This is a genomic window from Bacillus manliponensis (assembly GCF_000712595.1).
GTDB lineage: Bacteria > Bacillota > Bacilli > Bacillales > Bacillaceae_G > Bacillus_A > Bacillus_A manliponensis.
Window position 1 is genome coordinate 340,365 of sequence record NZ_JOTN01000002.1, and the last position, 21,796, is coordinate 362,160.

A 21,796-nucleotide genomic window follows, 5' to 3' on the forward strand; every position below is an offset into this window, starting at 1 on the left:
ACTTCTCTGAATCCTCTAAGTTTTGAGGTGGGAGTCTTACAGCCCGCAAATAGCGGGATAAAAATGAGCAAAAAGCCCTTTTATATAAGAGGGCTTTTTGCTATCTTATCTACAATGTTTATAATGCACATTCCTCAATTTCAAACCCTAAATCGTTAATCATACCCCAGTCCGCTGTTGGCTCTTGACCTTCCGTCGTTAAATAATCACCAACAAAAATTGAATTCGCTGCATATAAGCCAAGTGGCTGAAGAGCACGCAGATTCAATTCACGACCTCCAGAAATACGAATTTCTTTTGTCGGGTTCACAAATCGCATCATCGCTAATGCTTTTAAGCACTGAACAGGTGTTAATTCTTTCCGCCCTTCAAGCGGTGTTCCATCTACTGATACTAAAAAGTTACAAGGAATAGAATCCGCATCTAATCGTCTTAATTCAAATGCAATTTCAACACGCTGCTCTTTCGTTTCTCCCATTCCAAAAATAACTCCCGAACATGGGGATATGCCCGCTTGTTTTGCTTTTTCAACTGTATCAACACGATCGTCATATGTGTGCGTTGAACAAATGCTTTCATAATTGTTTGCATGTGTATTTAAATTATGATTGTATCGGTGTACACCCGCCTCAGCTAAACGTCCCGCTTGATCTTCGTTTAAAAATCCTAAACAACAACAAATTTTTAAATCTGTCGTATTTCGAATTTCTTTCACCGCTCCAATTACATGATCAACTTCTTTATTTGTTGGACGACGCCCAGACGCAACGATGCAATATGTACCAGCTTTGCGGCGAATTGCTTCATGAGCACCTTCTACAATCTTCTCCTTCGTTAACCAAGCATATTTATCAATCGGTGCCTCTGAAACAATGGACTGTGAACAGTATCCACAATCTTCTGGGCATAAACCCGATTTTGTATTGATAATCATATTTAACTTTACTTTATTTTGAAAATAATGATGACGAATCATATAGGCAGCGTTCATAATTTCTAATAATTCTCTATCTTCCGCTTCCAAAATGGCAAAGGCTTCTTCCTTTGTTACCTCTCTACCCTTTATAATTTCATATGCAATTTGCTTCCAATCCATTTTCGTTTGTAACTGTTTCATTTTTTCTCTTCCCCTCTTTTTTCATATAAGAAAATAAAGCATGATACGTTGCTACGACTTGTTCATTTTCAGTAAAATCACGTTCGTATACGCGGAGCATACTCCGGAAAATAGAAGGACTCTGACAATACAATCCTTCATTACTATTTGTGGCTCCTATTTTACGAACAGACTGTAAAAATTCACGAACTGTAGAAAACGTCTCTTTATAACATGTTTCAAAAACATGCATATCCCCTGTTATTTGCTTACAAAGTTCTTGCAGTTGTGAAGCTGTTAAAAAAGTTTGTCCTAACGTTTTTACATTCTGTACCTGATACATCTCTTTTGCACGCTGAAAGGATGTATGCAATTCATAAAATGTTTTATCACCAAATGTCGAAAATACGAGTACACCATTTTCACTTAAAACACTGTATAAATTAGACAATGTCGCTCTTAAATCATTTAACCATTGAAATGTCGCATTAGAAATAATGACATCATATTGCTCATCTACATTTATGCGTTCAATGTCTTCACACCGAAACGTAACAGCATCTACTTTATATCGTTTTTTTGCTTGTTCAATCATGCTCTCAGCAAAATCAACTGCTGTAATTTTTGCATTCGGAAAAGCTGCAACTAGTTGTTCTGTAACGTACCCTGTACCACAGCCTAGCTCCAAAATACGGATACAGTCCACCGCACTATAATATTCTTGCAAACGCTCAAGTAAACAATCTGCCATCTTTTGTTGTACATTTGCATATTGATTATAGGATACAGCCGCAGCGTTAAATCTTTTTTGTAACAACGCTTTGTTGATCATTGCGCTCGCTCTCCTTTATAAACGATAAAATTTCTTCTGCACATTGTTTTGGGTGTGTAAAACAAAGGGCATGTCCTGCTTGTTTTATGAGTCTGAGTTGTGCATTTGTTTTCTCTTGTATATACTGAGCTGCTGATAGCGGACAAATTGCATCCTCTTCTCCATGGAGAAGAAGTAAAGGAGCTTCAATTTTCCCTAATTGCTTTCTAACATCACTTTCTATTAAGTACTGTAGCCCGCATTGTAAAGATTGAGGAGAATCATTTTGAAACTGATCTGCTATTCGTTGGAATGCATGACTCTCTCCCGCTTCCTGCTCTGCTATTGAAAACATACTTGCATAAAATTTTTTTAGTATAATTTCTTGTTGTTTTAATAGATTTCTCTTCATACGCTCAACGAAAACAGATTTCCAGCCATGCTTATACTCTCGATCTGTTATAAATTTCGCGGTTCCGCCTAATAAAACAATCCCTTTTGTTTGTATAGAATGGTATACATTAATAGCTGCTAACGCACCAAGTGACCAGCCAACTAAAATCACTTCTTCATCTCTTGCTTCCTCTACAATTCTCCTTTTAAAGTCCTCATCATTTTCTACATTCCGCCAATGAACAATAGATACCGGAACACCTTGTAAATACGGAAGGAATAAATCCCATACTTGTTCTCCCATACCCCAGCCAGAAATAAGGATGATACGAGACTTCTTCATGAAATGACCCCCTCCTCTTTTCCAATTTGCACAATTTGTTCCACTGCCCACCGTAAATCATCATGCGTATGGTGCGACGTAACTGCGAATCTAATACGTGAACTATGCTGCGGAACAGTAGGGGGACGAATAGCAATTGCTGCTATTCCTACTTCTTGTAATTTCATACTAAAGCGAAGTGTCTTTTCATTAGAACCGACAATAACAGGTACAATATGGGTCATACTATCTCCTGTATGAAAACCAGCCTCTTGCAAATTCGTACGAAAATATATACCATTCTCTATTAATCTTTGACGAGCTGTTTCTTCTTCCCTAACAATTTCAATCGCCCGTTTCATAGCACCAAGCACTCCTGGAGGTAAAGCAGTTGTAAAAATAAAACTACGCATCGTATTAAGGAGGTAGTCGATAGAAAGAGCACGCCCTGCTATGTAAGCACCATAACAGCCGAGCGCTTTGCTACATGTACCCATATGAATATCCACTCGTTTTGCTAGTTCTGGATCTTTATGAGCAATCCCAGCTCCTTGCACACCATATATTCCACTAGCATGAGCTTCGTCAACCATAAGAAGTGCTTTATATTTTTCTTTCAACTTTATTAAAGCTTCTAGCTGAACGATGTCACCATCCATACTAAAAACAGTATCGGTGACAATTAACTTGCGTTTATCCTTAGGAGAAGATTGTAGTAACTTCTCTAAATGTTCCATATCATTATGCCGATACCGCTTATGCTCTGCGCCACTTAACAAAATACCATCTACGATACTGGCATGATTTAGTTTGTCGCTAAATACAATATCGTGACGACCAACAAGCGCAGAAATGGCACCTACATTCGCTGTGTATCCGCTATTTACAATTAATGCTTTTTCAGTACCTTTCCAGTCGCTTACATACTGTTCAACCTCGTCATATAACGGATAGTTCCCTACAACAAGACGCGATGCCGTTGCTCCTGTCCCATACTTTTCGGTTGCTTCTACCATAGCTTCTTTTAATCTTTCATCCCCAGCTAATCCTAAGTAATTATTTGATGCTAAATTTAATAATCTTTTCCCGTTTCGAACAAGCCACGGTTGTTCTGCTCCCCCCGTTACAAATACCTCTCTATGCTGAGATGCGTCTAGTAAACTCGTCAATTTAGATTGAAAGTGAGCTTTCCACATTTGATTCATACCGTAAAAACTCCTCTAACCTTGAAATATCGATGTTCTCTTCTGCAGCTTGCAATAGCTCCTTTTGCGTAACTCCTTCACGAAGCAAAGGTAATAATCCAATAACTGGTACATCAGTTAATTCCTCTATCATTTTTTTGTTTTCTAGTACTCTCTCTTTTTCAGATGACTGACATCCGGAAAAGATAACACCTGCTATTGACAATCCATACGCTTTCGCATACGAAATTGTTAAAATAGTATGATTTACAGTACCAAGAGTTGGACGTGCTACAATGAGCAACGGTAACTGTAACTCCTTCGCAAAATCAGCAACAAGTGCATCACTTGTATAAGGAACGACTAGCCCCCCAGCCCCTTCTATAAATAAAGAGTCAAACTGTTTCGATATTTTTTTGTAATGCTTTAAAATATCCGCTATAAACACATCTTTACCCGCTCGTTTCATCGCTAAACGAGGCGCTAGCGGTTCTTCAAATGAATATGGACAAATCTCTTCATACGAAGAAGATACTCCTGCTACTTCTTTTAAGCGTGCCGCATCCCCTTCTGGATGAAAAGAAAGGTGACCGCTTTGAATTGGTTTATATACACCTGTATGATAACCACGTTTTCGAAGTATACCTGCTAAAGCACCTGTTACAACCGTTTTTCCTACTTCCGTATCGGTTGCTGTTACAAAGAAACCTTTCATGCTTCGTCCCCCGTTATTTCTTGAATAGACTGTTGTAAAATATCAATCATTGCATCTAATTCTTCGATTGTCGAAGCAAGCGGTGGCATAAAGACAACGACATGACCGAGCGGGCGAATAATCATTCCCAACTCTCGTGCTCGCTTACAAACTTTCACACCCACTCGTTCTCTCCACGAATACGCTTTTTCTGCTTCCTTATTTTCCACAAGTTCTATACCAATCATAAGACCTCTTTGACGAACATCACCGACATGTTCTAGCTCACTTATTGCTTTTAAACGTTTCGCAACATATTCTGCTTTATGTGCTACTTGCTCTACAAGTTTCGTCGTTTCAAACAGTTGTAAATTTGCTAATGCAACTGCACAGCCAAGCGGATTTCCTGTATAACTATGTCCATGAAAAAACGTTTTTTGTTCCTCGTAATCTCCTAAAAATGCATTATAAATTTCATCTGTCGTCACTGTAACAGCAACTGGTAAATATCCTCCCGTTAAACCTTTTCCTGCCGTTAAAATATCTGGTGTAATACCGTCGTGCTCACACGCAAACATTTTTCCCGTTCTTCCAAATCCTGTCGCCACTTCATCTGTAATTAAAAGTACATCATAAGTTGTACATAATTCTCGAAGCCCTTTTAAATACCCATCTGGCATCGTAATAATTCCACTCGCTCCTTGTACCATTGGCTCCACAATAATAGCTGCTACTTCTTTATGATGCTCCTGAAGCATTTTCTCCATTTCTTCCAAATGTTTTTCTACGATAATTTTTTCGTTTTTTCCATATGGAGAACGATATGTATAAGGATATGGTACTTTTAACGTATTGAATAACAGTGTGCTATACACTTGATGGAACATATCAATCGCTCCAACAGACACTGCACCAATCGTATCCCCATGATACGCTTCTTTCATCGTAATGAACTTTTGCTTTTCAGGCTTTCCTTTGTGCTGCCAATACTGAAATGCCATTTTAATCGCAATCTCAACCGAAGTTGCCCCGGAATCAGAGTAAAACACTTTCTTTAATCCATCTGGAACAATTTCAACTAATTTTTCTGCAAGCAAAATTGAAGGGACATTTGCTAAACCAAGTAAAGTAGAATGGGCAACTTTATTTAATTGCTCACGAATCGCCTCATCTAACTCTGGAACTTGATGACCGTGAACATTTAGCCAAATAGATGAAACACCATCCCAATACCCATTTCCATTTACATCGTATAACTTTCGCCCTTCTCCCCGTTCAATAATGACGGGATCCTCTTCTATATAATCTTTCATTTGCGTAAATGGATGCCATACGTAGTCTTTATTTTTCTTTACTAACTCTTCGTATGTAAATTTCTCGTTACTACTCTTTACTACCACAACAGTCCCCCCTCTTAATGTTAACCTAAACTACTTAAAAGTTAACATTTACACTTTATACTGTCAATTCATGAAATAATTATTATTTTTTTAATATACTTGTTGACATCCTCTATACATGTGTGATAAAAATTTAACTAACATCATAATGAATCGGCAATGATAGGATTTAGTAGTATTTCGTTTCTTGCTTACAGAGAGCTGATGGTCGGTGCGAATCAGTACAGTGCGAAATATGAATTACCCCCTTGAGCTTCTTTTGCGAAACAATCGGAGTAGTGAAAGACGGTTATAACCGTTATTTTTTCGAGTGGTGAAATGAAACTGTTTCACAATTTAGGGTGGTACCGCGATTTTTTTCGTCCCTGCATATATTGCAGGGACGTTTTTATTTTCTCGGATCTATTTTTTACTCCCCTTTATTTTGTGCATCCTTCATTTCACAAGCGAGGGTGGTACCGCGATTTTTTCGTCCCTGCATATATTGCAGGGGCGTTTTTTATTTCTCAAATTGCGGAAAGTAAAGAGAGATTCATTTTTTGATGTTCAACTTTTACCGGTAAGTTGTCATAAAATTCTAAAAAATTAGAAGGAATTACGTAATATTGTCGTATTTTATATAAAAAGAAAATTTTTTGTTATGAGGGGGTCACACGCGATGGTTACAAAGTTAGAATCGATTTTATTAACTGTTATCATTTTTTTCTTTATTGGATTTAGCGTTATTGAACTAAAAGTAGGACCACATATTCCAATTTTATTTGGAATTATCATCTTAATTGCATTTGGGTTTGCGAAAAGGATTTCTTGGTCAACTATGGAGGCAGGAATACGAAGTAGTATTTCAGCTGGTATTCCATCTATTTTCATCTTCCTACTTGTAGGCGTATTAATTAGTGTTTGGATTGCCGCTGGAACAATTCCAACATTAATGGTTTACGGATTTGAACTTGTCTCTCCGCAGTTCTTCATACCAACTGCCTTTATTGTTTGTGCAATTGTTGGTACAAGTATCGGTAGTGCCTTTACAACAGCCGCTACAGTTGGCCTTGCTTTTATGGGAATGGGGAGTGCTCTTGGATATGATCCAGCTCTTATTGCTGGTGCTATCATTTCTGGCGCATTCTTTGGAGATAAAATGTCTCCGTTATCTGACACAACAAATTTAGCTCCTGCAGTTACTGGGGTAGATATGTTTGAACATATCCGAAATATGCTTTGGACAACCGTCCCTGCTTTCATCATAGCACTGATTGCCTTTTTCATCCTTGGAAGTAACAATGGTGGAGAAATAGAGTTAGCATCCTTTACAAAAACACTAGAGGAAAATGCAACGATCTCTATCTTTACATTGCTACCCGTTCTATTATTATTTATTTTTGCATTCAAAAAGGTCCCTGCCGTTCCAACTTTACTTGCAGGAATTGTCGTTGGCATAATCTTAGTATTCATTTTCAATCCAAGTACGTCTGTAAATGAGTTAATTAAAATTATGCAAGACGGTTACGTATCAAAAACGGGTGTAGAAAGCATTGACAGCTTACTATCACGTGGTGGTTTACAAAGTATGCTTATGTCCATCGCTCTCATTTTTCTTGCTCTTTGTATGGGTGGCATACTACAAGGTATGGGAATTATTACACAGCTTATGAATATGATTGCAAACTTTGTAAAAACAAGTACACGTTTAATTTTATCGACTGCAACAACTGCAATCGGTGTCAACTTTTTACTTGGAGAGCAGTACTTATCCATCGTATTAACTGGTCAAGCATTTGCTAATAAATACGATGAAGTTGGCTTAGAACGTAAAAATTTATCACGTGTGTTAGAAGATGCTGGTACAGTTGTGAATCCACTTGTACCATGGGGTGTAAGTGGGGTATTCTTAGCGACTGTATTAAACGTCCCTACAATTGAATATGTTCCATACGCAATCTTTTGCCTAGTTTGTCCGATCATTACTGTAATTGTTGGCTTCACTGGATTTGGCCTTTCATGGAAGAAAAGCAAATCAGCTTCTTTATAAAGTGAAACTTCACTCAGTGGGGGTTTTCTTCATCCCCCACTGAGTGTTAGTTGAACCAATCGGGCTTTTACGGGCTGTTTATCTCCCACCTAAACTTCTTCGTTTTTTCTCAAGTTTTGAGGGGGGAGTCTTACAGCCCGTTAATGCGGGATAAAAAAACTTACAAAATATAAAAAAGAAGGTACCTGTTACAACCGGAAATTTGGTTGTTTATAGGTACCTTCTTTTTATGAAACAATGTCCCATTGCTTCTCATGCAGAATATGATAAAATAACCAATTACAAGGAGGATAAATATATGAAAAAAATCATCATCTGTTCACTTTGTCTCCTCCTTCTCATCATTTCATTTATGTATTATAAGAAGAAGGAGGAGACAAACCTACACAAAGAAAAACAAATCGTATCCACACCTATTTGGATCGATGAACAAACAGCTACTCCTCTTCATCACCTTGTCCTTGGTGATTCATTTGCAAAAGGACATGGATCTACAAATGGGGGCTATGCCCAAGTCGCTTCAGAACAATTAAGCAAAAATCTTCAAAAAGAAGTCATTGTAGATAACCTTGCCGTCAACGGCTCAACAACTGACCAATTGTTGAAAATAATGGAAAAAGAAGAAGTGAAACAAAAAATACAACAAGCAAATCTCATTACAATTAGCATTGGAGGGAACAATGTTCTCCGACTCAAAAAATCGATTAATAAAGGCAGTATGATGGATAAAATTAAAATGTTAAACAAGGAGAAAGACTTATTCGAAGAAGACTTATTGGAAATTGTAGTAACAATCCGCTCTTTAAATCCTGATGCTCTTATCGTTTTAACTGAGTTATATAATCCTTTAAAATTAGATGATTCCCTTACTTCTTATGCCGATATATTTCTCGACAGTTGGAATACGACAATTCATTCTACCTCAAAAGAAAACGAACCATCTATCGTATTACCTGTTCGTGACTTATTAACAATTGAAGATGCGGATTTATTATATGATCAAGTTCATCCAAATAATAAAGGTTATGAAAAGATCGCTGCTTCATTTATGAAGCAAATATTATCCTATAAATACTCATCTTAAAAACAAATAATGCTATTTTTACAAACTATATTTTTTGTTACAATACTATATGGAAGGGGGCCGTTATAATGGCATCACACGAATGGGAACGTATTGTTGATCATCTTCTTTCTGTAGTGCCTCTTTTTTATCGTAAGTTTATGTTACCTGGAGAATTTTCTTCACAAAGACATATGCCACCATCGCAAACACAGGTGCTATTATTATTGCACGAAAATGGCACATTAGCGGTCTCCGAAATCGGCAAGCATCTAGCGATTTCAAGGCCAAATATGACACCGCTACTTAATAAACTTATACAAGAAGAGCTTGTCGAACGTCATTATAGTGAAAAAGATCGACGCGTTATTTTAATCTCACTGACAGAAGATGGAAAGTCATTAGTAAGTCAATATCAGCAGTTCATTTTAAACAAACTGCAAGAACATTTCCAAACATTATCAGAGAATGAACGTATACAACTTATTCATTCACTTCAAACGATTCAACATTTAATTATGAAAGCAAACGTATAAAGCTGCTCCCTCTTGGAAGCAGCTTTATGATTCAAAATAGTTTCCATAGTATATATTTGAATATGGCCATGTTGTTAAATATGGCTTTTGTTCTTGCTCCATCATCGGCTGAACGGACTGTTGCCTTACATACGGATTCGGATAGTACACCATCCGTGGATAAAACTGCGGAATATAATACGTATACCACATTCTTATTTCACTCCTTTTTAGAAGCATATTCAATATAAGAAGCGAATGTGCTCTTCCTACTCCAACATACTATTTCTGCAATAAACTTACTAACAACGCTTTTTGCACATGCAAGCGATTCCCAGCTTGCTCAAATACGATAGATTGTGGTCCATCAATAACAGCCGCTGTTACTTCTTCTCCTCTATGTGCAGGTAAGCAATGTAAAAAGCGATACGTTTCTTTTGCATGTTGAACAAGAGTTTCATTCACTTGATAAGGATGAAATAATCGATATTTCTCTTCATCCTCTTCTTGCCCCATACTCATCCAAACGTCTGTATAAATGAAGTCAGCCTCTTGCATGGCCTCTGTTGGGTTCTCCATAACTCTAATATCCGCTCCTGTTTCGGCTGCAATTTTTCGTGCTCGCTTCACGATTTCTTCATTTGGTTCATATCCAGCTGGGGTTGCTACAGTCATATGCATGCCAACTATCGCACTCGCTAACAACAATGAATGACATACATTATTTCCATCCCCTACGTAGCATAACTTCACATTTTCAAATGTACGAACTTCCTCATAAATAGTCATAAGATCGGCTAATGCTTGGCAAGGGTGATGTTCATCTGTTAAACCATTAATAACAGGGATATTGGATTCTTTCGCAAGTTCTTCCACGTCTTTATGTGAAAACGTACGAATCATAATACCATCAATGTATTGAGATAATACTTTCGCCGTATCAGCCATACTTTCACCTCTGCCAAGCTGCATATCCTTTCCACTTAAAAACATACCATGTCCGCCTAACTGCACCATCCCAGCCTCAAACGAAACACGTGTACGAGTAGAATGTTTATCAAAAATAAGTCCTAATATTTTCCCTACTAATAACGGTACTTGTTTATCCTTCTTTAACTGGATCGCAAACTCAATTAAAGAAATAATTTCTTCTTTCGTTAGCTCTTCTAACGTTAAAATATCTTTCGTTTGTAATTTTGGAATGTGCATCGTCGTCATGAAAACTCCTCCTTTATTTTATAAATAGCAATTCATTACACACGGATTTTATTATTTGAACTGCTTGATTCATTTCTTCTTCAGTTACAGTAAGCGGTGGTAAAATACGCAGTACATTTGTACCGGCTTGTAAAACCAAAAGCCCCTTCTCTTCCAATTTCAAAACAATCGGTGTGACATCACATGTAAACTGAACACCAATTAAAAGCCCTTTTCCTCGTACTTCATAAATAGAATCAACAGATTGTAGCTCTTGTTGTAACAAATTGTGAAGATATTCACCTTTATGCATTACTTCTTTTAAAAAGGAAGAATCATCTATAATATGTAATACTTCTTTTGCCGCTGTCATCGAAAGAAAATTCCCACCAAATGTTGAACCGTGTGTACCAGCAGTAAACGTATTTGCTAATTCACTCTTACCTATCATCGCTCCGATAGGTATGCCATTTCCAAGAGCTTTTGCAACTGTTACAATATGAGGTAAAGTTCCTGTCTGTTCATAAGAAAACATTGTTCCCGTTCTTCCTATTCCTGTTTGTACTTCATCTACAATATAAAGCGCACCATATTGGTTACATAATCGTTCAATTTCTTTTAAAAATTCATAGTTTGCAAGGCTGACGCCTCCTTCTCCTTGCACAACTTCAACCATAACTCCAGCTACTTCTTCATTCATCGCTTCTTGCAATGCTTTTATATCATTAAACGGAAGGTGAAGAAATGTTGGAAGAAGTGGTCCAAATCCGTCATGCACTTTTGGTTGGCCCGTTGCACTCATTGTCGCAAACGTCCTTCCATGAAATGATTGCTGGAATGTAATAAAAACTGATTTCCCCGTATGCTTACGAGCAAGCTTAAGTGCGGCTTCATTTGCTTCTGCACCGCTATTACAAAAGAACACATAATCAAGTCCTTCATTTTTTGTTAGCTTTGCAGCTACTTCTTCTTGTAGTTTACTTGGAAATAAATTAGATATGTGCCACATTTCTTTCATCTGCCTTGTAACAGCCTCGACAAGTTTTGGATGGCAGTGTCCTAGATTACACACCGCAATACCTGAAGTAAAATCAAGATATTCCTTTCCATTTCGGTCCATTACCTTCGTTCCATCACCTTTTACAATTTCTACCCCACGCCTACTATAAGTTTGGAACAGGTGAGTGTTCACGATATATTCACTCCTTTAGAAACTGTTGTACCGATCCATTCTCCGTCGTTTGCAACAAATAATTTTGTACCATTTACAATTGCAACTTCCTTTACTCCCATTTCAATGGAAGTAAGTGCTGCCCGAACTTTCGGAATCATCCCCCCAGTAATAATTCCTTTTTCTATTAATGTAGCAATCTGAAATTCATCCGTTTGCCGGAGCAATTGCTTCTCGCACATCACCCCATCTACATCTGTAACGAAAAATAATTTCTTTGCGCCTACCGCTACTGCGATACTAGCAGCTGCAGTATCTCCATTTATGTTATATGCTTCACCTTGATATACTCCAATTGGAGCAACAACTGGAATACAACCATGCTCTAATAAATTCTGTAATAACGCTATGTTTACATTTTGAATTTCTCCAACATAACCGAGATTTTCTAATGGTTTAACTGTTAACAGTCCCCCATCACAACCCGTCATACCGAACGCATCGATTCCATATGATTGAAGTTGCATCACCATCTGTTTATTTGCACTTCCGCCTAACACCATTTGAACAACTTTCATTACCTCCTTACTCGTTACACGTAAACCATCCCGCTTCATGCTAGAGATATGAAGTTTTAGTAACATGTCATCTATCGCTGGCCCACCGCCATGTACAACAATGACATCGTACGCTTTTACAAGTTGTTTCATTGATTGAAAAAAAAGCTCATCTAAACGCTCTAGCATACTTCCACCACATTTTACTACAATGCATTCTTTCATCCCATCGCTCCTTACGTCCGATAACAGGCATTGATTTTCACATATTCATAACTTAAATCGCAACCCCAGGCCCTTCCCTTTTCTTGTCCTAAATGTAAATGAACATCAATCACAACCTTATCTTCTTTTAATTTCTGTTTCATTTTCTCTTCTGAAAAAACACGAGGTTCACCATCTTGTAAAACAACAATAGTTTGGATTGCAATGTCAATCATATGTTGCTGCACTGTAACGCCACTTTGGCCAATCGCACTTATAATTCGTCCCCAGTTTGCATCTTCTCCATATAAAGCTGCTTTCACAAGGTTTGAACTAACAATTTTCTTCGCAACTATATTGCCTTCTTCTTTTGTTTGTACTCCAAATACGTTCACTTCTACAAGCTTTGTCGCTCCTTCCCCATCTTTCGCAATTTGCTTTGCTAAATCTTCACATACACTTTTCAGTGCGTTAATAAAATAATCCCAATCTGGATGATTACAATTCAATGAAGACGTTTCGGCTAACCTACTTGCCATAACAATTACCATATCGTTCGTCGATGTATCTCCATCTACTGTAATTTGATTAAATGTATTTGCTGTAACATTTGCTAGAGCTTCTTGCAATGCAATATGTTCAATATTTGCATCCGTTGTAATAAAACTAAGCATCGTTGCCATGTTTGGGTGAATCATCCCCGATCCTTTAGCTGCCCCAGCAATTGTAATTGTTTTTCCTTCTACCACACATTGATAGCAGGAATGTTTCGTCACAAGGTCTGTTGTTAAAATGGCTTCATAGAAAGTTGCTGCTTGCTCTTTTTCTTTTGTTGGAACTAACATTTGAATCCCACTTCTTATTTTATCCATCTCCAAGGGTACTCCAATAACCCCTGTTGAAGCTACCGCTACAAGCTCTTCTTTTATATGAAATGTCGCTGCTGTTAATGCTCGCATTTCATATGCATCATATAAACCTTGCATACCTGTACACGCATTTGCATTTGCACTATTTACAATAATCGCCTGTAATTCTCCTCTTCCCGCAATGCTTTCTTTTGTCACTTGAAGCGGAGCCGCTTGTAACTTATTTGTTGTATAAACAGCTGCGCTACTTGCTGGTACATCACATAAAATTGCGCCAATATCTTTTCTTTCTTTTCTTAGCCCCGCATGAACTCCAATTGCTGAGAATCCTTTTGGCGTTACAATTGAACCATTTTCTATCTTTGTAACAAAGGTCGTCTGAATCATCTTTCTTCCCTTCCTCCTTATAAATAGAGCGGCATAAACTGTAAGCTCTCTCGCTCATCTAATCCAGCTAAAATATTGGCATTTTGCACCGCCTGCCCCGCAGCTCCCTTCATCATATTGTCGATAACAGAAACAACTGTCACTCTTCCAGTTCGCTCATCATAAGCAGTGCCGATATCACAATAATTAGACCCACGTACTTCTTTTGGACTTGGAAATGTTCCAGGTGCACGATTTCTAACAAACGGAGAATGATGATAACAATCTTCATATAATTTTTGAAGCTGTAACGAACTTATCTCCCGCTTTGCTTTTCCATAAAGCGTCACCATGATTCCTCTTGAAATTGGCATTAAATGTGTACTGAATGTAATTGGTTTCATACTTTGATTCCATTCTGTTAACATTTGCTCTATTTCCGGAATATGCTGATGTTCATTCACTTTATAAATATGCAAATTATCATATAGCTCTGGAAAATGTGTCATATTTGTTGGTGTTTTTCCTGCTCCTGAAACACCTGATTTCGCATCGATGACAATGGAATCTTCTTCAATAATGTCATGAAGAACAAGAGGTGCTGCAGCAAGTAACGTCGCTGTTGCATAACAACCTGGATTTGCAATAAGCTGTGCACTTGCAATTTGCTCTCGCTTCCACTCTGTCAGCCCATATACTGATTTTTGTAATAATTCGGCCGCTGCAGCTTTCTTTTTATACCAAGCTTCATATACTTCACAACTCTTCATCCGAAAATCGCCTGATAAATCAATAACCTTTACACCACCTACAAGAAGGTTTGGTGTAAGAGTCGTTGATACTCCCGCAGGTGTTGCTAAAAAAACAAGATCTGCATCTTTCGCAATTTTTTCCGAATCAATTTCTTCTAGCGTATGTGATATATGATTTGTTACATGAGGATAAAGCGCCGTAATTTCCTCGCCAGTTCCAGAAAATGAATGAACAGAGGTGATTGTAAACTGGGGATGTTGTGTTAACAACCGTAATAATTCAATCCCTCCATAACCTGTCGCTCCAATAATTGCAACTTTCATATTGCCCCCCTTATATGATTTCTTTAAATTTACATATGATTATAGTATTGTATATTTATAGAGTCAACTAAATATTTATAAATTTTTGATTATAAAAAATAAAAAGAATAAATATTTTATCACAAAAGAGTTTATCAAGCCTTATGCAAAATAAATCTATACTTTTCTTCTTTCATACAACTTTCTAAACATAGAAAACAAACAACTATCCACTTCGTTTCCCAAACTACAACATGAGTTTTTATACATTTCAATCTACATTGTTTTATAATAATTATGTCCTTTTTTACCATATGCAATTTCAAGAAAAAAGAGTCCTCAAGTACACACTATCCTATCTGTTCTTTATAAAGTGAAACTTCATAGTATTTCCTATTCATTTCAAGTACAATAAAGTGAAACTTCACTCAGTGGGGGTTTTCTTTATCGCCCACTGAGTGTTAGCCCGACCAATCGGGCTTTTACATTCAAAAGCGAAGACGACTGTTCAAGCACGACAAGCACAAGATAAGCCTTGGCATGGCGAAGTTTGCCACAGAAAGGATTAGCTTGTGGCTCGAGTGCTTAGGAGTCGTAGCTAGATTCGGGCTGTTAATCTCCCACCTAAACTTCTCTGAATCCTCTAAATTTTGAGGCGGGAGTCTTACAGCCCGCAAATAGCGGGATAAAACACAAACAATATACATATATGATTAGGTGAAAAAGATGGATGAAAAATTAATTCAAAAGATGCTTAAGAAAAGCTTCCGCCAATATCAGTGTGCACCTAGCTCCGAAGAAGATTATCATATGCTCATTACACGTATTCAAGAAATACTTCTTACGACTGCAAACATTGATGTACACGAAGCAATTGAAGATATTGTGTATGAATATGTAACACAAACATAAAAAATAGGAGATTTCCGAATGGAAATCTCCTATTTTTTACTTAACGATTTACCTGCGACACGTTCAAATAACTTTGGGAATAGCGCAAAAATAACAGGTCCCATTCCCATCCATTTCGGTAAATTCACTTCTCTTTTTTTTGTTTTCATAGCTTTTACAATTTGCTCTGCTACGTAGTTTGGCTTTAACATGTAACGTCCCACACTTTTTACATACGTACCAGATTCATCCGCAATATCAAAAAAGTTTGTATCGATTGGTCCAGGATTAACAGCTGTTACATGAATATTTTTATTCACGAGCTCCATACGTAAACTATTTGTAAATCCTAACACAGCATGTTTTGTTGCTGCATATGCACTTGATTTTGGTGTTGCAATTTTACCAGCTAACGAAGCAATGTTAATAATATGTCCTGCATTCTTTTTTAACATATAAGGTAAAGCCGCTTTTGTACAAGCAACCAAACCAAATACATTTACATCAAACATATTTTTCACTTCGTCTAAAGACGCATCATCAAACGTTTTAAAAATACCGAATCCGGCGTTATTTACTAATATATCAATATGTCCGATATCACGCAGAATGTTTGTAAATACATTTTGTACTTCAACTTCTTTACTGACATCTAACACATAGTAATAACAGGATACGCTATATGTCGTTTTAATTTTCTGCTGCAATGTTTGTAGCTTTGCTTCTGTTCGTGCAATAAGTACAGGAACGGCCCCTTCTTTTGCTACTTGCATCGCCACCTCTTCTCCAATTCCACTTGAAGCTCCAGTAATAACGACTACTTTATCTTGTAAACTCTTTTTCATTGTTGCCACCTACTTTGCATAGTAAATCCATTGCTGTGATGATTTGTCAATCATTACTTGCCCATTATATGCTAAAAAGTCTAGTTGTCCAACTGTTTCAGATAATGTAAGTGACAATTCCTTCTTATATAAGACTGGAAATAGCTTTACACAAACCTCAAATACTGTCATTGGTTTTTCTTTTAATAAGCTCAATACTTTTAAAGCTCTTGTTTCTTGCTTTTGCAATCGTTCATGAACAAGCTCTTTCACGTTCACTACATCTTCTCCATGCCCTGACAAAACACGTGAAATGTTCATCGACGCGAGGCGTTCTAATGTTTTATTATATTGTAATAATGGCTTTGCTCGTTCTGTTTCTCTTTCATATGGGGGTTCCAGTAATGGATTTGAAGAAATATGTCCAATTAGTACATCTCCGCCAATTAATAATCCATCGCTTTCACGATATAATGAGATATGAGTTGAAGCGTGACCTGGCGTTTCAATAACTGTAAACTCTGGCAAAGCATCAATGTGATCGCCTTCTCGAACAGTATGTGTTAATGAACGCTTACAAGAATACGTCAATGTCTGCATTAGCGATGAACCGTATTTCAAAAACGCTTCTGGTACACCAAATTGCAGCGCCATTTCAAACAAAAACGTTTCATAACCTTTTAAAAACTGAGGATCTTGTGTAATCCACGGTTCATTCCACGGATGTCCAATAATCTTTACTCCTTCAGAAAATACATTTAAAAGCCCACAATGATCCGCATGATGATGTGTAATTACAACTGTTTCAATGTCACTTATTGTATAACCTAACTTTTGTAATTGTTCTTCTAACGCTTGTTTCGCCGCTTCTGTATTCGTTCCCGTATCAATTAGCGTTAATGTATCTCCTTCCACTAAAAAAACATTGACTGTCTCAACTGCAAATGGAACGGGTATTTCCATTCGATGAATTACTGTCATGTTTATAACCCCCTTCGCCATCCCATTTCAAAAATGAATCTCTCTTCAGTTTACCTCTTCCTTAAAAATTTGTCATTATTTTCAGATAAAAAGAAGGTGTTTCCCATCAAAAAACGAATGTATGTAAATTTATAAAGTGAAACTGCACTCAGTGGGGCTTTCTTCACCCCCACTGAGTGCTAGCCCGACCAATCGGGCTTTTATTGGCTGTTAATGCGGGATAAACGTATATAGGACAAACCACCTAGTACATATGAATCTATTGCTTTATAAAGTAATATGTTCATATGTATTTAAGAAAATAAGAAAGGAGACTGTTACTGAAACGAGATGGGGACTCATAAAGTGAAAACTTCACTCAGTGGGGGGTTCTTCCTCTCCCACTAAGTGCTAGTTAAACTAATCGGGCTTTAACTGGCTGTTAATGCGGGATAAAAGATATATACTTTCAGTAACAATATGATGATGAATATTCAAAAAATCGCTTTCGTTGGTGCTGGTTCAATTGCCGAAGCTGTAATTGCTGGTTTGCTACATTCAAAAGTTGTAACTGAAGAACAAATGATGGTGAGCAACCGATCTAATACGAATCGGTTAACAGAGTTACACAATCTCTATGGTGTGACAGGAACACATAATAAAGAAGAACTCATCACAGATGCAGACATTGTGATTCTTGCTATGAAACCAAAAGATATTGTAGAAGCCATCACACCTTTAGAGCCATATATCAACAACAATCAATTAATTATTTCCTTACTAGCAGGAGTTTCAACATCTTCTATTGCAAAATTACTTAATAAAAATGTCCCAATTATTCGTGCGATGCCGAATACATCTGCATCTATTTTAAAATCAGCTACTGCAATCTCACCGTCTTCTCATGCTACAGAGGAGCATATTCAAATTGCGACTTCTCTCTTTCAAACAGTTGGCGTTGTATCAATTGTAGAAGAAGAACAAATGCATGCAGTCACAGCATTATCAGGTAGTGGGCCTGCATATGTGTATTATGTTGTAGAAGCGATGGAAGAAGCAGCAAAACAACTTGGTCTAGAAGAAGATGTAGCAAAATCTCTTATTTTACAAACAGTAATTGGTGCTGCTGAGATGTTAAAAGCAAATACAAAACATCCTTCCGTCTTACGTAAGGAAATCACTTCACCAGGTGGAACAACAGAAGCTGGCATTGAAGTATTGCAGAGCTTTGAATTTCAAAACGCTCTTATTTCCTGTATTACAAAAGCTACAAAACGTTCACACGAACTCGGTGAAACATTAGAGAGGTTTGTAAATAAACCTTAAAAAACCCTCGCTCACAATGAGCAAGGGTTTCACTTTATTTCTTTTTCCCAAAAATTTGTTCTTGTAAACGTCTTCCTGTTGGTGTTGCTGCTAAGCCACCTTCTGCCGTTTCTCGAAGTGCAGAAGGCATTGTTTGCCCAATACGATACATCGCTTCAATTACTTCGTCACAAGGAATCGCACTTGTTACACCAGCTAATGATAAATCTGCTGAAATCATTGCATTGGACGCGCCTGCCGCATTACGTTTTACACAAGGAACTTCGACAAGCCCTGCAACAGGATCACATACTAATCCAAGCATATTTTTCAAGGAAATACTCATTGCAGTTGCCGCTTGCTCTGGTGTACCTCCAGCCATTTCAACAGCTGCTGCCGCTGCCATTCCACTTGCCGATCCAACCTCAGCTTGACATCCACCAGCTGCACCAGCGATACATGCATTATTTGCTACAACCATTCCAAACGCTCCAGCTGTAAATAAAAACTCAATCATTTCTTCACGTGTCGGATTTAACTTTTCTTTTAATGCGAATAGAACACCTGGTACTGTTCCAGCCGAACCAGCTGTTGGCGTTGCACAAATGATACCCATTGCTGCGTTCACTTCATTTGTTGCAACCGCTTTACTTACTGCGTCTAAAATTGTATCACCAGATAATCCTTTGCCGCTCTTCATATATGCTTGCACTTTCACAGCGTCTCCGCCTGTTAAACCTGTTGGAGATTTTACTCCTCGAAGACCACGTTCAACCGCTTGCTCCATAACGACTAAATTTTTTTCCATACCAGCAATTACTTGTTCACGTGAAAGATTTCTTGTCTCCATTTCACATTGAATCATAATTTCTGAAATTTTTACATTTTGTGCGTTTGCTTGTTCAACTAGTTCCGCTACATTTCGAAACATGTTGTGTCCCCCCTGCGATTAATCCATAATTGTTACTTGACAAATATTAGATTGCTCTGTAATTTCATTAATAACTTCATCAGCTAATAGCTCATCGGTTTCAATAACCATAAGGGCTTTTCTTCCCTTTTCTTTACGTGACACACTCATTGTACTAATATTAATTTTATGCTTTGCTAATATATTTGCAACCGATGCGATTGCTCCGTAGCGGTCATTATTTACAATTAGAAGCGCTGGACTTGTCCCTGTAAGCTGTAAATCAAAGCCATTTAATTCAATCACTTCAATTTTACCGCCCCCAATTGAACTTGCAACAACTTCGATTTCTTCTTCATCTTTATATAAACGAATTCTTGCTGTATTTGGATGTGGTGCTTGTGCTTCTTCTTCAATAAATGTCACTTCAATACCTTTTTCCTTTGCAATTTCAAGCGCACTTGGAATGCGAGGATCATCTGTTTCAAACCCCATTATCCCTCCAACAAGTGCTACATCTGTACCGTGACCACGATATGTTTTTGCAAAAGATTCATATAGAGAAATCACTATTTTCTCTGGTTGCTTACGAAATAATTGACGAGCAACTTGCCCCATTCGTGCTGCTCCAGCTGTATGTGAACTAGATGGACCAATCATAACTGGACCGATAATATCAAATACTGAGCGATATTTCATCACTACTTCCCCCTATAGAGATTTTTTATTTTAAGCGTAGCTAATGCCCGGTAAGAACTTGTATATTCTCACCGAGCACTAGGTCTGTACAGAAAAAAGGTTTTCTCTTCTTAATTAAGAAGCTCCCCTATTATTAATCTATTAAGCTGCCGCTTCTGTTGTTTTCCCATTTTTACCACGAATTTCTTCAGCTGTGCGAATTGGGTAATTTTTAAACAGTAACGAACCAATATATCCTGAAATCAAACCAGATACCATGATGCATAAGAAGCATAACGTTACTTTCATCGGGTCATTAAATCCATACATGACCATAAGTCCAGCAATTGGTGTTGCTGTCCCTGTTGCATTATTTACTAAATCAAACATCGAAATGATAATCCCCGCTGTTGCACCACCAATAAAGTTTGTTACATACACAGGAATTGGATTTGCCGATATTAAGTCAGCTTGTGTTAACGGTTCAATTGATACAGCAATTACAGTACGCTTATCTCCAAATTTCATTCTTTTAAAGAAGACGTAGTTCATGAACGATGAACTTGTTACAGCTAATGCACCAATTGCCATTGGTAAACCTGTTAAACCAAGAAGTGCTGTTAATGCCATTGAACTTAACGGTGCTGTTGCTACAACTGTAATTACACCACCTAAAACGATTCCCATAACAATTGGGCTTGTATCTGTCGCAGATGTAATAACACCACCAATTTGTTGTAGGGTAGCGGTTACAATTGGATCCATCGTTTGAGCAATGAATCTTGTTAAAGGTGCTGCCACTATAATACAAACAATTAAATCTAAACCTTCTGGTACACGCTTTTCGATTTGCTTAACTAAAAACGATATTAAATAACCTGCAAAAAAACCTGGCAGCAATCCGAATTTTAAAACAGATGCCCCTACAAGCATAGCATACACAGGTGAAACTCCCATTGCAAGTGCTACAAGTGTTGCCCCAGCAACCCCGCCTAAGCTACCTGAAGATACACCAACTTCTTTCAAAAATTCAAATCCTAGTAAATCTCCACCAACGTATAGATGGAAAGCTTCCACTAGGAAACTAGCAACAGCTGCACTTGCTAAAGCTCCCATAGCTTTCATACCGTTTGGAGCTTTAAAACTAAAAAGTGAAAACAGACTGAGTACGAATAATAGTAGTATCGTTCCTTTAATGATTTCCATGGTTCTCTCTCCTTTTAGTCAATTTCATGTTGTTACGAAACATGGCTAAAACAGACAGTTGTAACTTATGAATAAATATAATGCGCCCTCATTATA

At 37.5% G+C, this 21,796-nt stretch carries 22 protein-coding genes and 1 other annotated feature; of the genes, 5 read left to right on the forward strand and 17 right to left on the reverse strand.

Annotated elements, in window-relative coordinates; translation table 11 throughout:
- Positions 1–118: 118 nt before the first annotated feature.
- Genes bioB through bioA form a run of 6 tightly spaced genes read right to left on the reverse strand, consistent with a single transcriptional unit; the run spans position 119 to position 5,900 of the window.
- Positions 119–1,117 (reverse strand): biotin synthase BioB, encoded by a 999-nt coding sequence (bioB, locus tag BAMA_RS03675; protein WP_034636045.1) that lies wholly within the window; start codon positions 1,115–1,117, stop codon positions 119–121.
- On the reverse strand, positions 1,071–1,928 hold the full coding sequence (gene bioC / locus BAMA_RS03680; RefSeq protein ID WP_034636048.1) for a malonyl-ACP O-methyltransferase BioC: 858 nt from the start codon (positions 1,926–1,928) through the stop codon (positions 1,071–1,073). The genes bioB and bioC overlap by 47 nt, the downstream gene beginning before the upstream one ends.
- Positions 1,894–2,643: an alpha/beta fold hydrolase gene (locus tag BAMA_RS03685; protein WP_034636050.1), complete on the reverse strand. Its 750-nt coding sequence runs from the start codon at positions 2,641–2,643 to the stop codon at positions 1,894–1,896. The genes bioC and BAMA_RS03685 overlap by 35 nt, the downstream gene beginning before the upstream one ends.
- Positions 2,640–3,827 (reverse strand): 8-amino-7-oxononanoate synthase, encoded by a 1,188-nt coding sequence (gene bioF / locus BAMA_RS03690; RefSeq protein WP_034636052.1) that lies wholly within the window; start codon positions 3,825–3,827, stop codon positions 2,640–2,642. The genes BAMA_RS03685 and bioF overlap by 4 nt, the downstream gene beginning before the upstream one ends.
- Positions 3,793–4,521, reverse strand: a complete 729-nt coding sequence (bioD, locus tag BAMA_RS03695) for a dethiobiotin synthase (protein ID WP_034636055.1) — start codon at positions 4,519–4,521, stop codon at positions 3,793–3,795. Before bioD ends, bioF begins: the two co-directional genes overlap by 35 nt.
- On the reverse strand, positions 4,518–5,900 hold the full coding sequence (gene bioA, locus BAMA_RS03700) for an adenosylmethionine--8-amino-7-oxononanoate transaminase (protein ID WP_034636060.1): 1,383 nt from the start codon (positions 5,898–5,900) through the stop codon (positions 4,518–4,520). Before bioA ends, bioD begins: the two co-directional genes overlap by 4 nt.
- A gap of 150 nt (positions 5,901–6,050) precedes the next feature.
- Positions 6,051–6,270: a binding site (T-box leader), on the forward strand.
- A gap of 288 nt (positions 6,271–6,558) precedes the next feature.
- On the opposite strand from bioA, the gene nhaC reads away from it, so the two are divergent.
- From nhaC to BAMA_RS03715, 3 genes are all read left to right on the forward strand, one after another.
- Complete coding sequence (gene nhaC, locus BAMA_RS03705) at positions 6,559–7,929, forward strand: Na+/H+ antiporter NhaC (RefSeq protein ID WP_034636063.1); 1,371 nt, start codon at positions 6,559–6,561, stop codon at positions 7,927–7,929.
- Between the two features lie 298 nt (positions 7,930–8,227).
- Entirely contained in the window at positions 8,228–9,013 is a 786-nt protein-coding gene (locus BAMA_RS03710) for a GDSL-type esterase/lipase family protein (RefSeq protein ID WP_034636067.1), read from the forward strand.
- 68 nt (positions 9,014–9,081) lie between these two features.
- Positions 9,082–9,528 (forward strand): MarR family winged helix-turn-helix transcriptional regulator, encoded by a 447-nt coding sequence (locus BAMA_RS03715; protein WP_034636070.1) that lies wholly within the window; start codon positions 9,082–9,084, stop codon positions 9,526–9,528.
- Positions 9,529–9,552: 24 nt separating this feature from the next.
- Here BAMA_RS03715 and BAMA_RS24855 read toward each other — a convergent pair whose 3' ends face one another.
- The 6 genes from BAMA_RS24855 to argC all read right to left on the reverse strand — a co-directional run bounded on the left by BAMA_RS24855 (position 9,553) and on the right by argC (position 14,947).
- Entirely contained in the window at positions 9,553–9,720 is a 168-nt protein-coding gene (locus BAMA_RS24855) for a hypothetical protein (RefSeq protein WP_200874659.1), read from the reverse strand.
- Positions 9,721–9,789: 69 nt separating this feature from the next.
- Positions 9,790–10,725, reverse strand: a complete 936-nt coding sequence (argF, locus tag BAMA_RS03720; protein WP_034636073.1) for an ornithine carbamoyltransferase — start codon at positions 10,723–10,725, stop codon at positions 9,790–9,792.
- A gap of 13 nt (positions 10,726–10,738) precedes the next feature.
- Positions 10,739–11,896, reverse strand: a complete 1,158-nt coding sequence (locus tag BAMA_RS03725) for an acetylornithine transaminase (RefSeq protein WP_034636076.1) — start codon at positions 11,894–11,896, stop codon at positions 10,739–10,741.
- Positions 11,893–12,657 carry an acetylglutamate kinase gene (argB, locus tag BAMA_RS03730; protein ID WP_034636081.1) on the reverse strand — a complete coding sequence of 255 codons (765 nt, stop codon included), beginning with the start codon at positions 12,655–12,657 and terminating at the stop codon, positions 11,893–11,895. The genes BAMA_RS03725 and argB overlap by 4 nt, the downstream gene beginning before the upstream one ends.
- 11 nt (positions 12,658–12,668) lie before the next feature.
- The gene (gene argJ, locus BAMA_RS03735) at positions 12,669–13,892 is read right to left on the reverse strand and encodes a bifunctional glutamate N-acetyltransferase/amino-acid acetyltransferase ArgJ (RefSeq protein WP_034636084.1); all 1,224 of its coding nucleotides are present in this window, start codon (positions 13,890–13,892) and stop codon (positions 12,669–12,671) included.
- A 17-nt stretch (positions 13,893–13,909) separates the two neighbouring features.
- A complete protein-coding gene (gene argC / locus BAMA_RS03740) occupies positions 13,910–14,947 on the reverse strand; it encodes an N-acetyl-gamma-glutamyl-phosphate reductase (RefSeq protein WP_034636087.1) in 1,038 nt (345 codons plus the stop codon).
- Positions 14,948–15,652: 705 nt separating this feature from the next.
- On the opposite strand from argC, the gene BAMA_RS03745 reads away from it, so the two are divergent.
- Positions 15,653–15,838: a YqzH family protein gene (locus BAMA_RS03745; protein WP_034636090.1), complete on the forward strand. Its 186-nt coding sequence runs from the start codon at positions 15,653–15,655 to the stop codon at positions 15,836–15,838.
- A gap of 29 nt (positions 15,839–15,867) precedes the next feature.
- Here the strand turns inward: BAMA_RS03745 and BAMA_RS03750 are convergent, their stop codons facing one another.
- Both BAMA_RS03750 and BAMA_RS03755 read right to left on the reverse strand, forming a co-directional pair.
- A complete protein-coding gene (locus BAMA_RS03750) occupies positions 15,868–16,662 on the reverse strand; it encodes an SDR family oxidoreductase (RefSeq protein ID WP_034636093.1) in 795 nt (264 codons plus the stop codon).
- A 9-nt stretch (positions 16,663–16,671) separates the two neighbouring features.
- Positions 16,672–17,622, reverse strand: a complete 951-nt coding sequence (locus BAMA_RS03755) for an MBL fold metallo-hydrolase (protein WP_034636095.1) — start codon at positions 17,620–17,622, stop codon at positions 16,672–16,674.
- Between the two features lie 465 nt (positions 17,623–18,087).
- Between BAMA_RS03755 and proI the strand changes: the two genes are divergently transcribed.
- Entirely contained in the window at positions 18,088–18,927 is an 840-nt protein-coding gene (gene proI, locus BAMA_RS03760) for a pyrroline-5-carboxylate reductase ProI (RefSeq protein ID WP_034636251.1), read from the forward strand.
- Positions 18,928–18,961: 34 nt separating this feature from the next.
- Here the strand turns inward: proI and sdaAA are convergent, their stop codons facing one another.
- The 3 genes from sdaAA to BAMA_RS03775 all read right to left on the reverse strand — a co-directional run bounded on the left by sdaAA (position 18,962) and on the right by BAMA_RS03775 (position 21,700).
- Positions 18,962–19,837, reverse strand: coding sequence for an L-serine ammonia-lyase, iron-sulfur-dependent, subunit alpha (gene sdaAA, locus BAMA_RS03765; protein ID WP_034636098.1), 876 nt, complete (start codon positions 19,835–19,837; stop codon positions 18,962–18,964).
- A gap of 18 nt (positions 19,838–19,855) precedes the next feature.
- Positions 19,856–20,515 carry an L-serine ammonia-lyase, iron-sulfur-dependent subunit beta gene (sdaAB, locus tag BAMA_RS03770; RefSeq protein ID WP_034636102.1) on the reverse strand — a complete coding sequence of 220 codons (660 nt, stop codon included), beginning with the start codon at positions 20,513–20,515 and terminating at the stop codon, positions 19,856–19,858.
- Positions 20,516–20,656: 141 nt separating this feature from the next.
- Positions 20,657–21,700 (reverse strand): PTS sugar transporter subunit IIC, encoded by a 1,044-nt coding sequence (locus BAMA_RS03775; protein ID WP_034636105.1) that lies wholly within the window; start codon positions 21,698–21,700, stop codon positions 20,657–20,659.
- Between the last annotated feature and the right edge of the window lie 96 nt (positions 21,701–21,796).

Excerpts from the sequence above, each read along its gene's own strand:
- argB (WP_034636081.1), bottom strand. The coding sequence starts at position 12,657 with ATGAAAGAATGCATTGTAGTAAAATGTGGTGGAAGTATGCTAGAGCGT.
- proI (WP_034636251.1), top strand. The coding sequence starts at position 18,088 with ATGAATATTCAAAAAATCGCTTTCGTTGGTGCTGGTTCAATTGCCGAA.
- nhaC (WP_034636063.1), top strand. The coding sequence starts at position 6,559 with ATGGTTACAAAGTTAGAATCGATTTTATTAACTGTTATCATTTTTTTC.
- sdaAA (WP_034636098.1), bottom strand. The coding sequence starts at position 19,837 with ATGTTTCGAAATGTAGCGGAACTAGTTGAACAAGCAAACGCACAAAAT.
- argF (WP_034636073.1), bottom strand. The coding sequence starts at position 10,725 with ATGACGACGATGCACATTCCAAAATTACAAACGAAAGATATTTTAACG.
- BAMA_RS03775 (WP_034636105.1), bottom strand. The coding sequence starts at position 21,700 with ATGGAAATCATTAAAGGAACGATACTACTATTATTCGTACTCAGTCTG.
- BAMA_RS03755 (WP_034636095.1), bottom strand. The coding sequence starts at position 17,622 with ATGACAGTAATTCATCGAATGGAAATACCCGTTCCATTTGCAGTTGAG.
- argC (WP_034636087.1), bottom strand. The coding sequence starts at position 14,947 with ATGAAAGTTGCAATTATTGGAGCGACAGGTTATGGAGGGATTGAATTA.
- bioF (WP_034636052.1), bottom strand. The coding sequence starts at position 3,827 with ATGAATCAAATGTGGAAAGCTCACTTTCAATCTAAATTGACGAGTTTA.
- bioC (WP_034636048.1), bottom strand. The coding sequence starts at position 1,928 with ATGATCAACAAAGCGTTGTTACAAAAAAGATTTAACGCTGCGGCTGTA.
- bioB (WP_034636045.1), bottom strand. The coding sequence starts at position 1,117 with ATGAAACAGTTACAAACGAAAATGGATTGGAAGCAAATTGCATATGAA.
- argJ (WP_034636084.1), bottom strand. The coding sequence starts at position 13,892 with ATGATTCAGACGACCTTTGTTACAAAGATAGAAAATGGTTCAATTGTA.
- BAMA_RS03745 (WP_034636090.1), top strand. The coding sequence starts at position 15,653 with ATGGATGAAAAATTAATTCAAAAGATGCTTAAGAAAAGCTTCCGCCAA.
- BAMA_RS03685 (WP_034636050.1), bottom strand. The coding sequence starts at position 2,643 with ATGAAGAAGTCTCGTATCATCCTTATTTCTGGCTGGGGTATGGGAGAA.
- BAMA_RS03715 (WP_034636070.1), top strand. The coding sequence starts at position 9,082 with ATGGCATCACACGAATGGGAACGTATTGTTGATCATCTTCTTTCTGTA.
- BAMA_RS03710 (WP_034636067.1), top strand. The coding sequence starts at position 8,228 with ATGAAAAAAATCATCATCTGTTCACTTTGTCTCCTCCTTCTCATCATT.
- BAMA_RS03750 (WP_034636093.1), bottom strand. The coding sequence starts at position 16,662 with ATGAAAAAGAGTTTACAAGATAAAGTAGTCGTTATTACTGGAGCTTCA.
- bioD (WP_034636055.1), bottom strand. The coding sequence starts at position 4,521 with ATGAAAGGTTTCTTTGTAACAGCAACCGATACGGAAGTAGGAAAAACG.
- BAMA_RS24855 (WP_200874659.1), bottom strand. The coding sequence starts at position 9,720 with ATGTGGTATACGTATTATATTCCGCAGTTTTATCCACGGATGGTGTAC.
- sdaAB (WP_034636102.1), bottom strand. The coding sequence starts at position 20,515 with ATGAAATATCGCTCAGTATTTGATATTATCGGTCCAGTTATGATTGGT.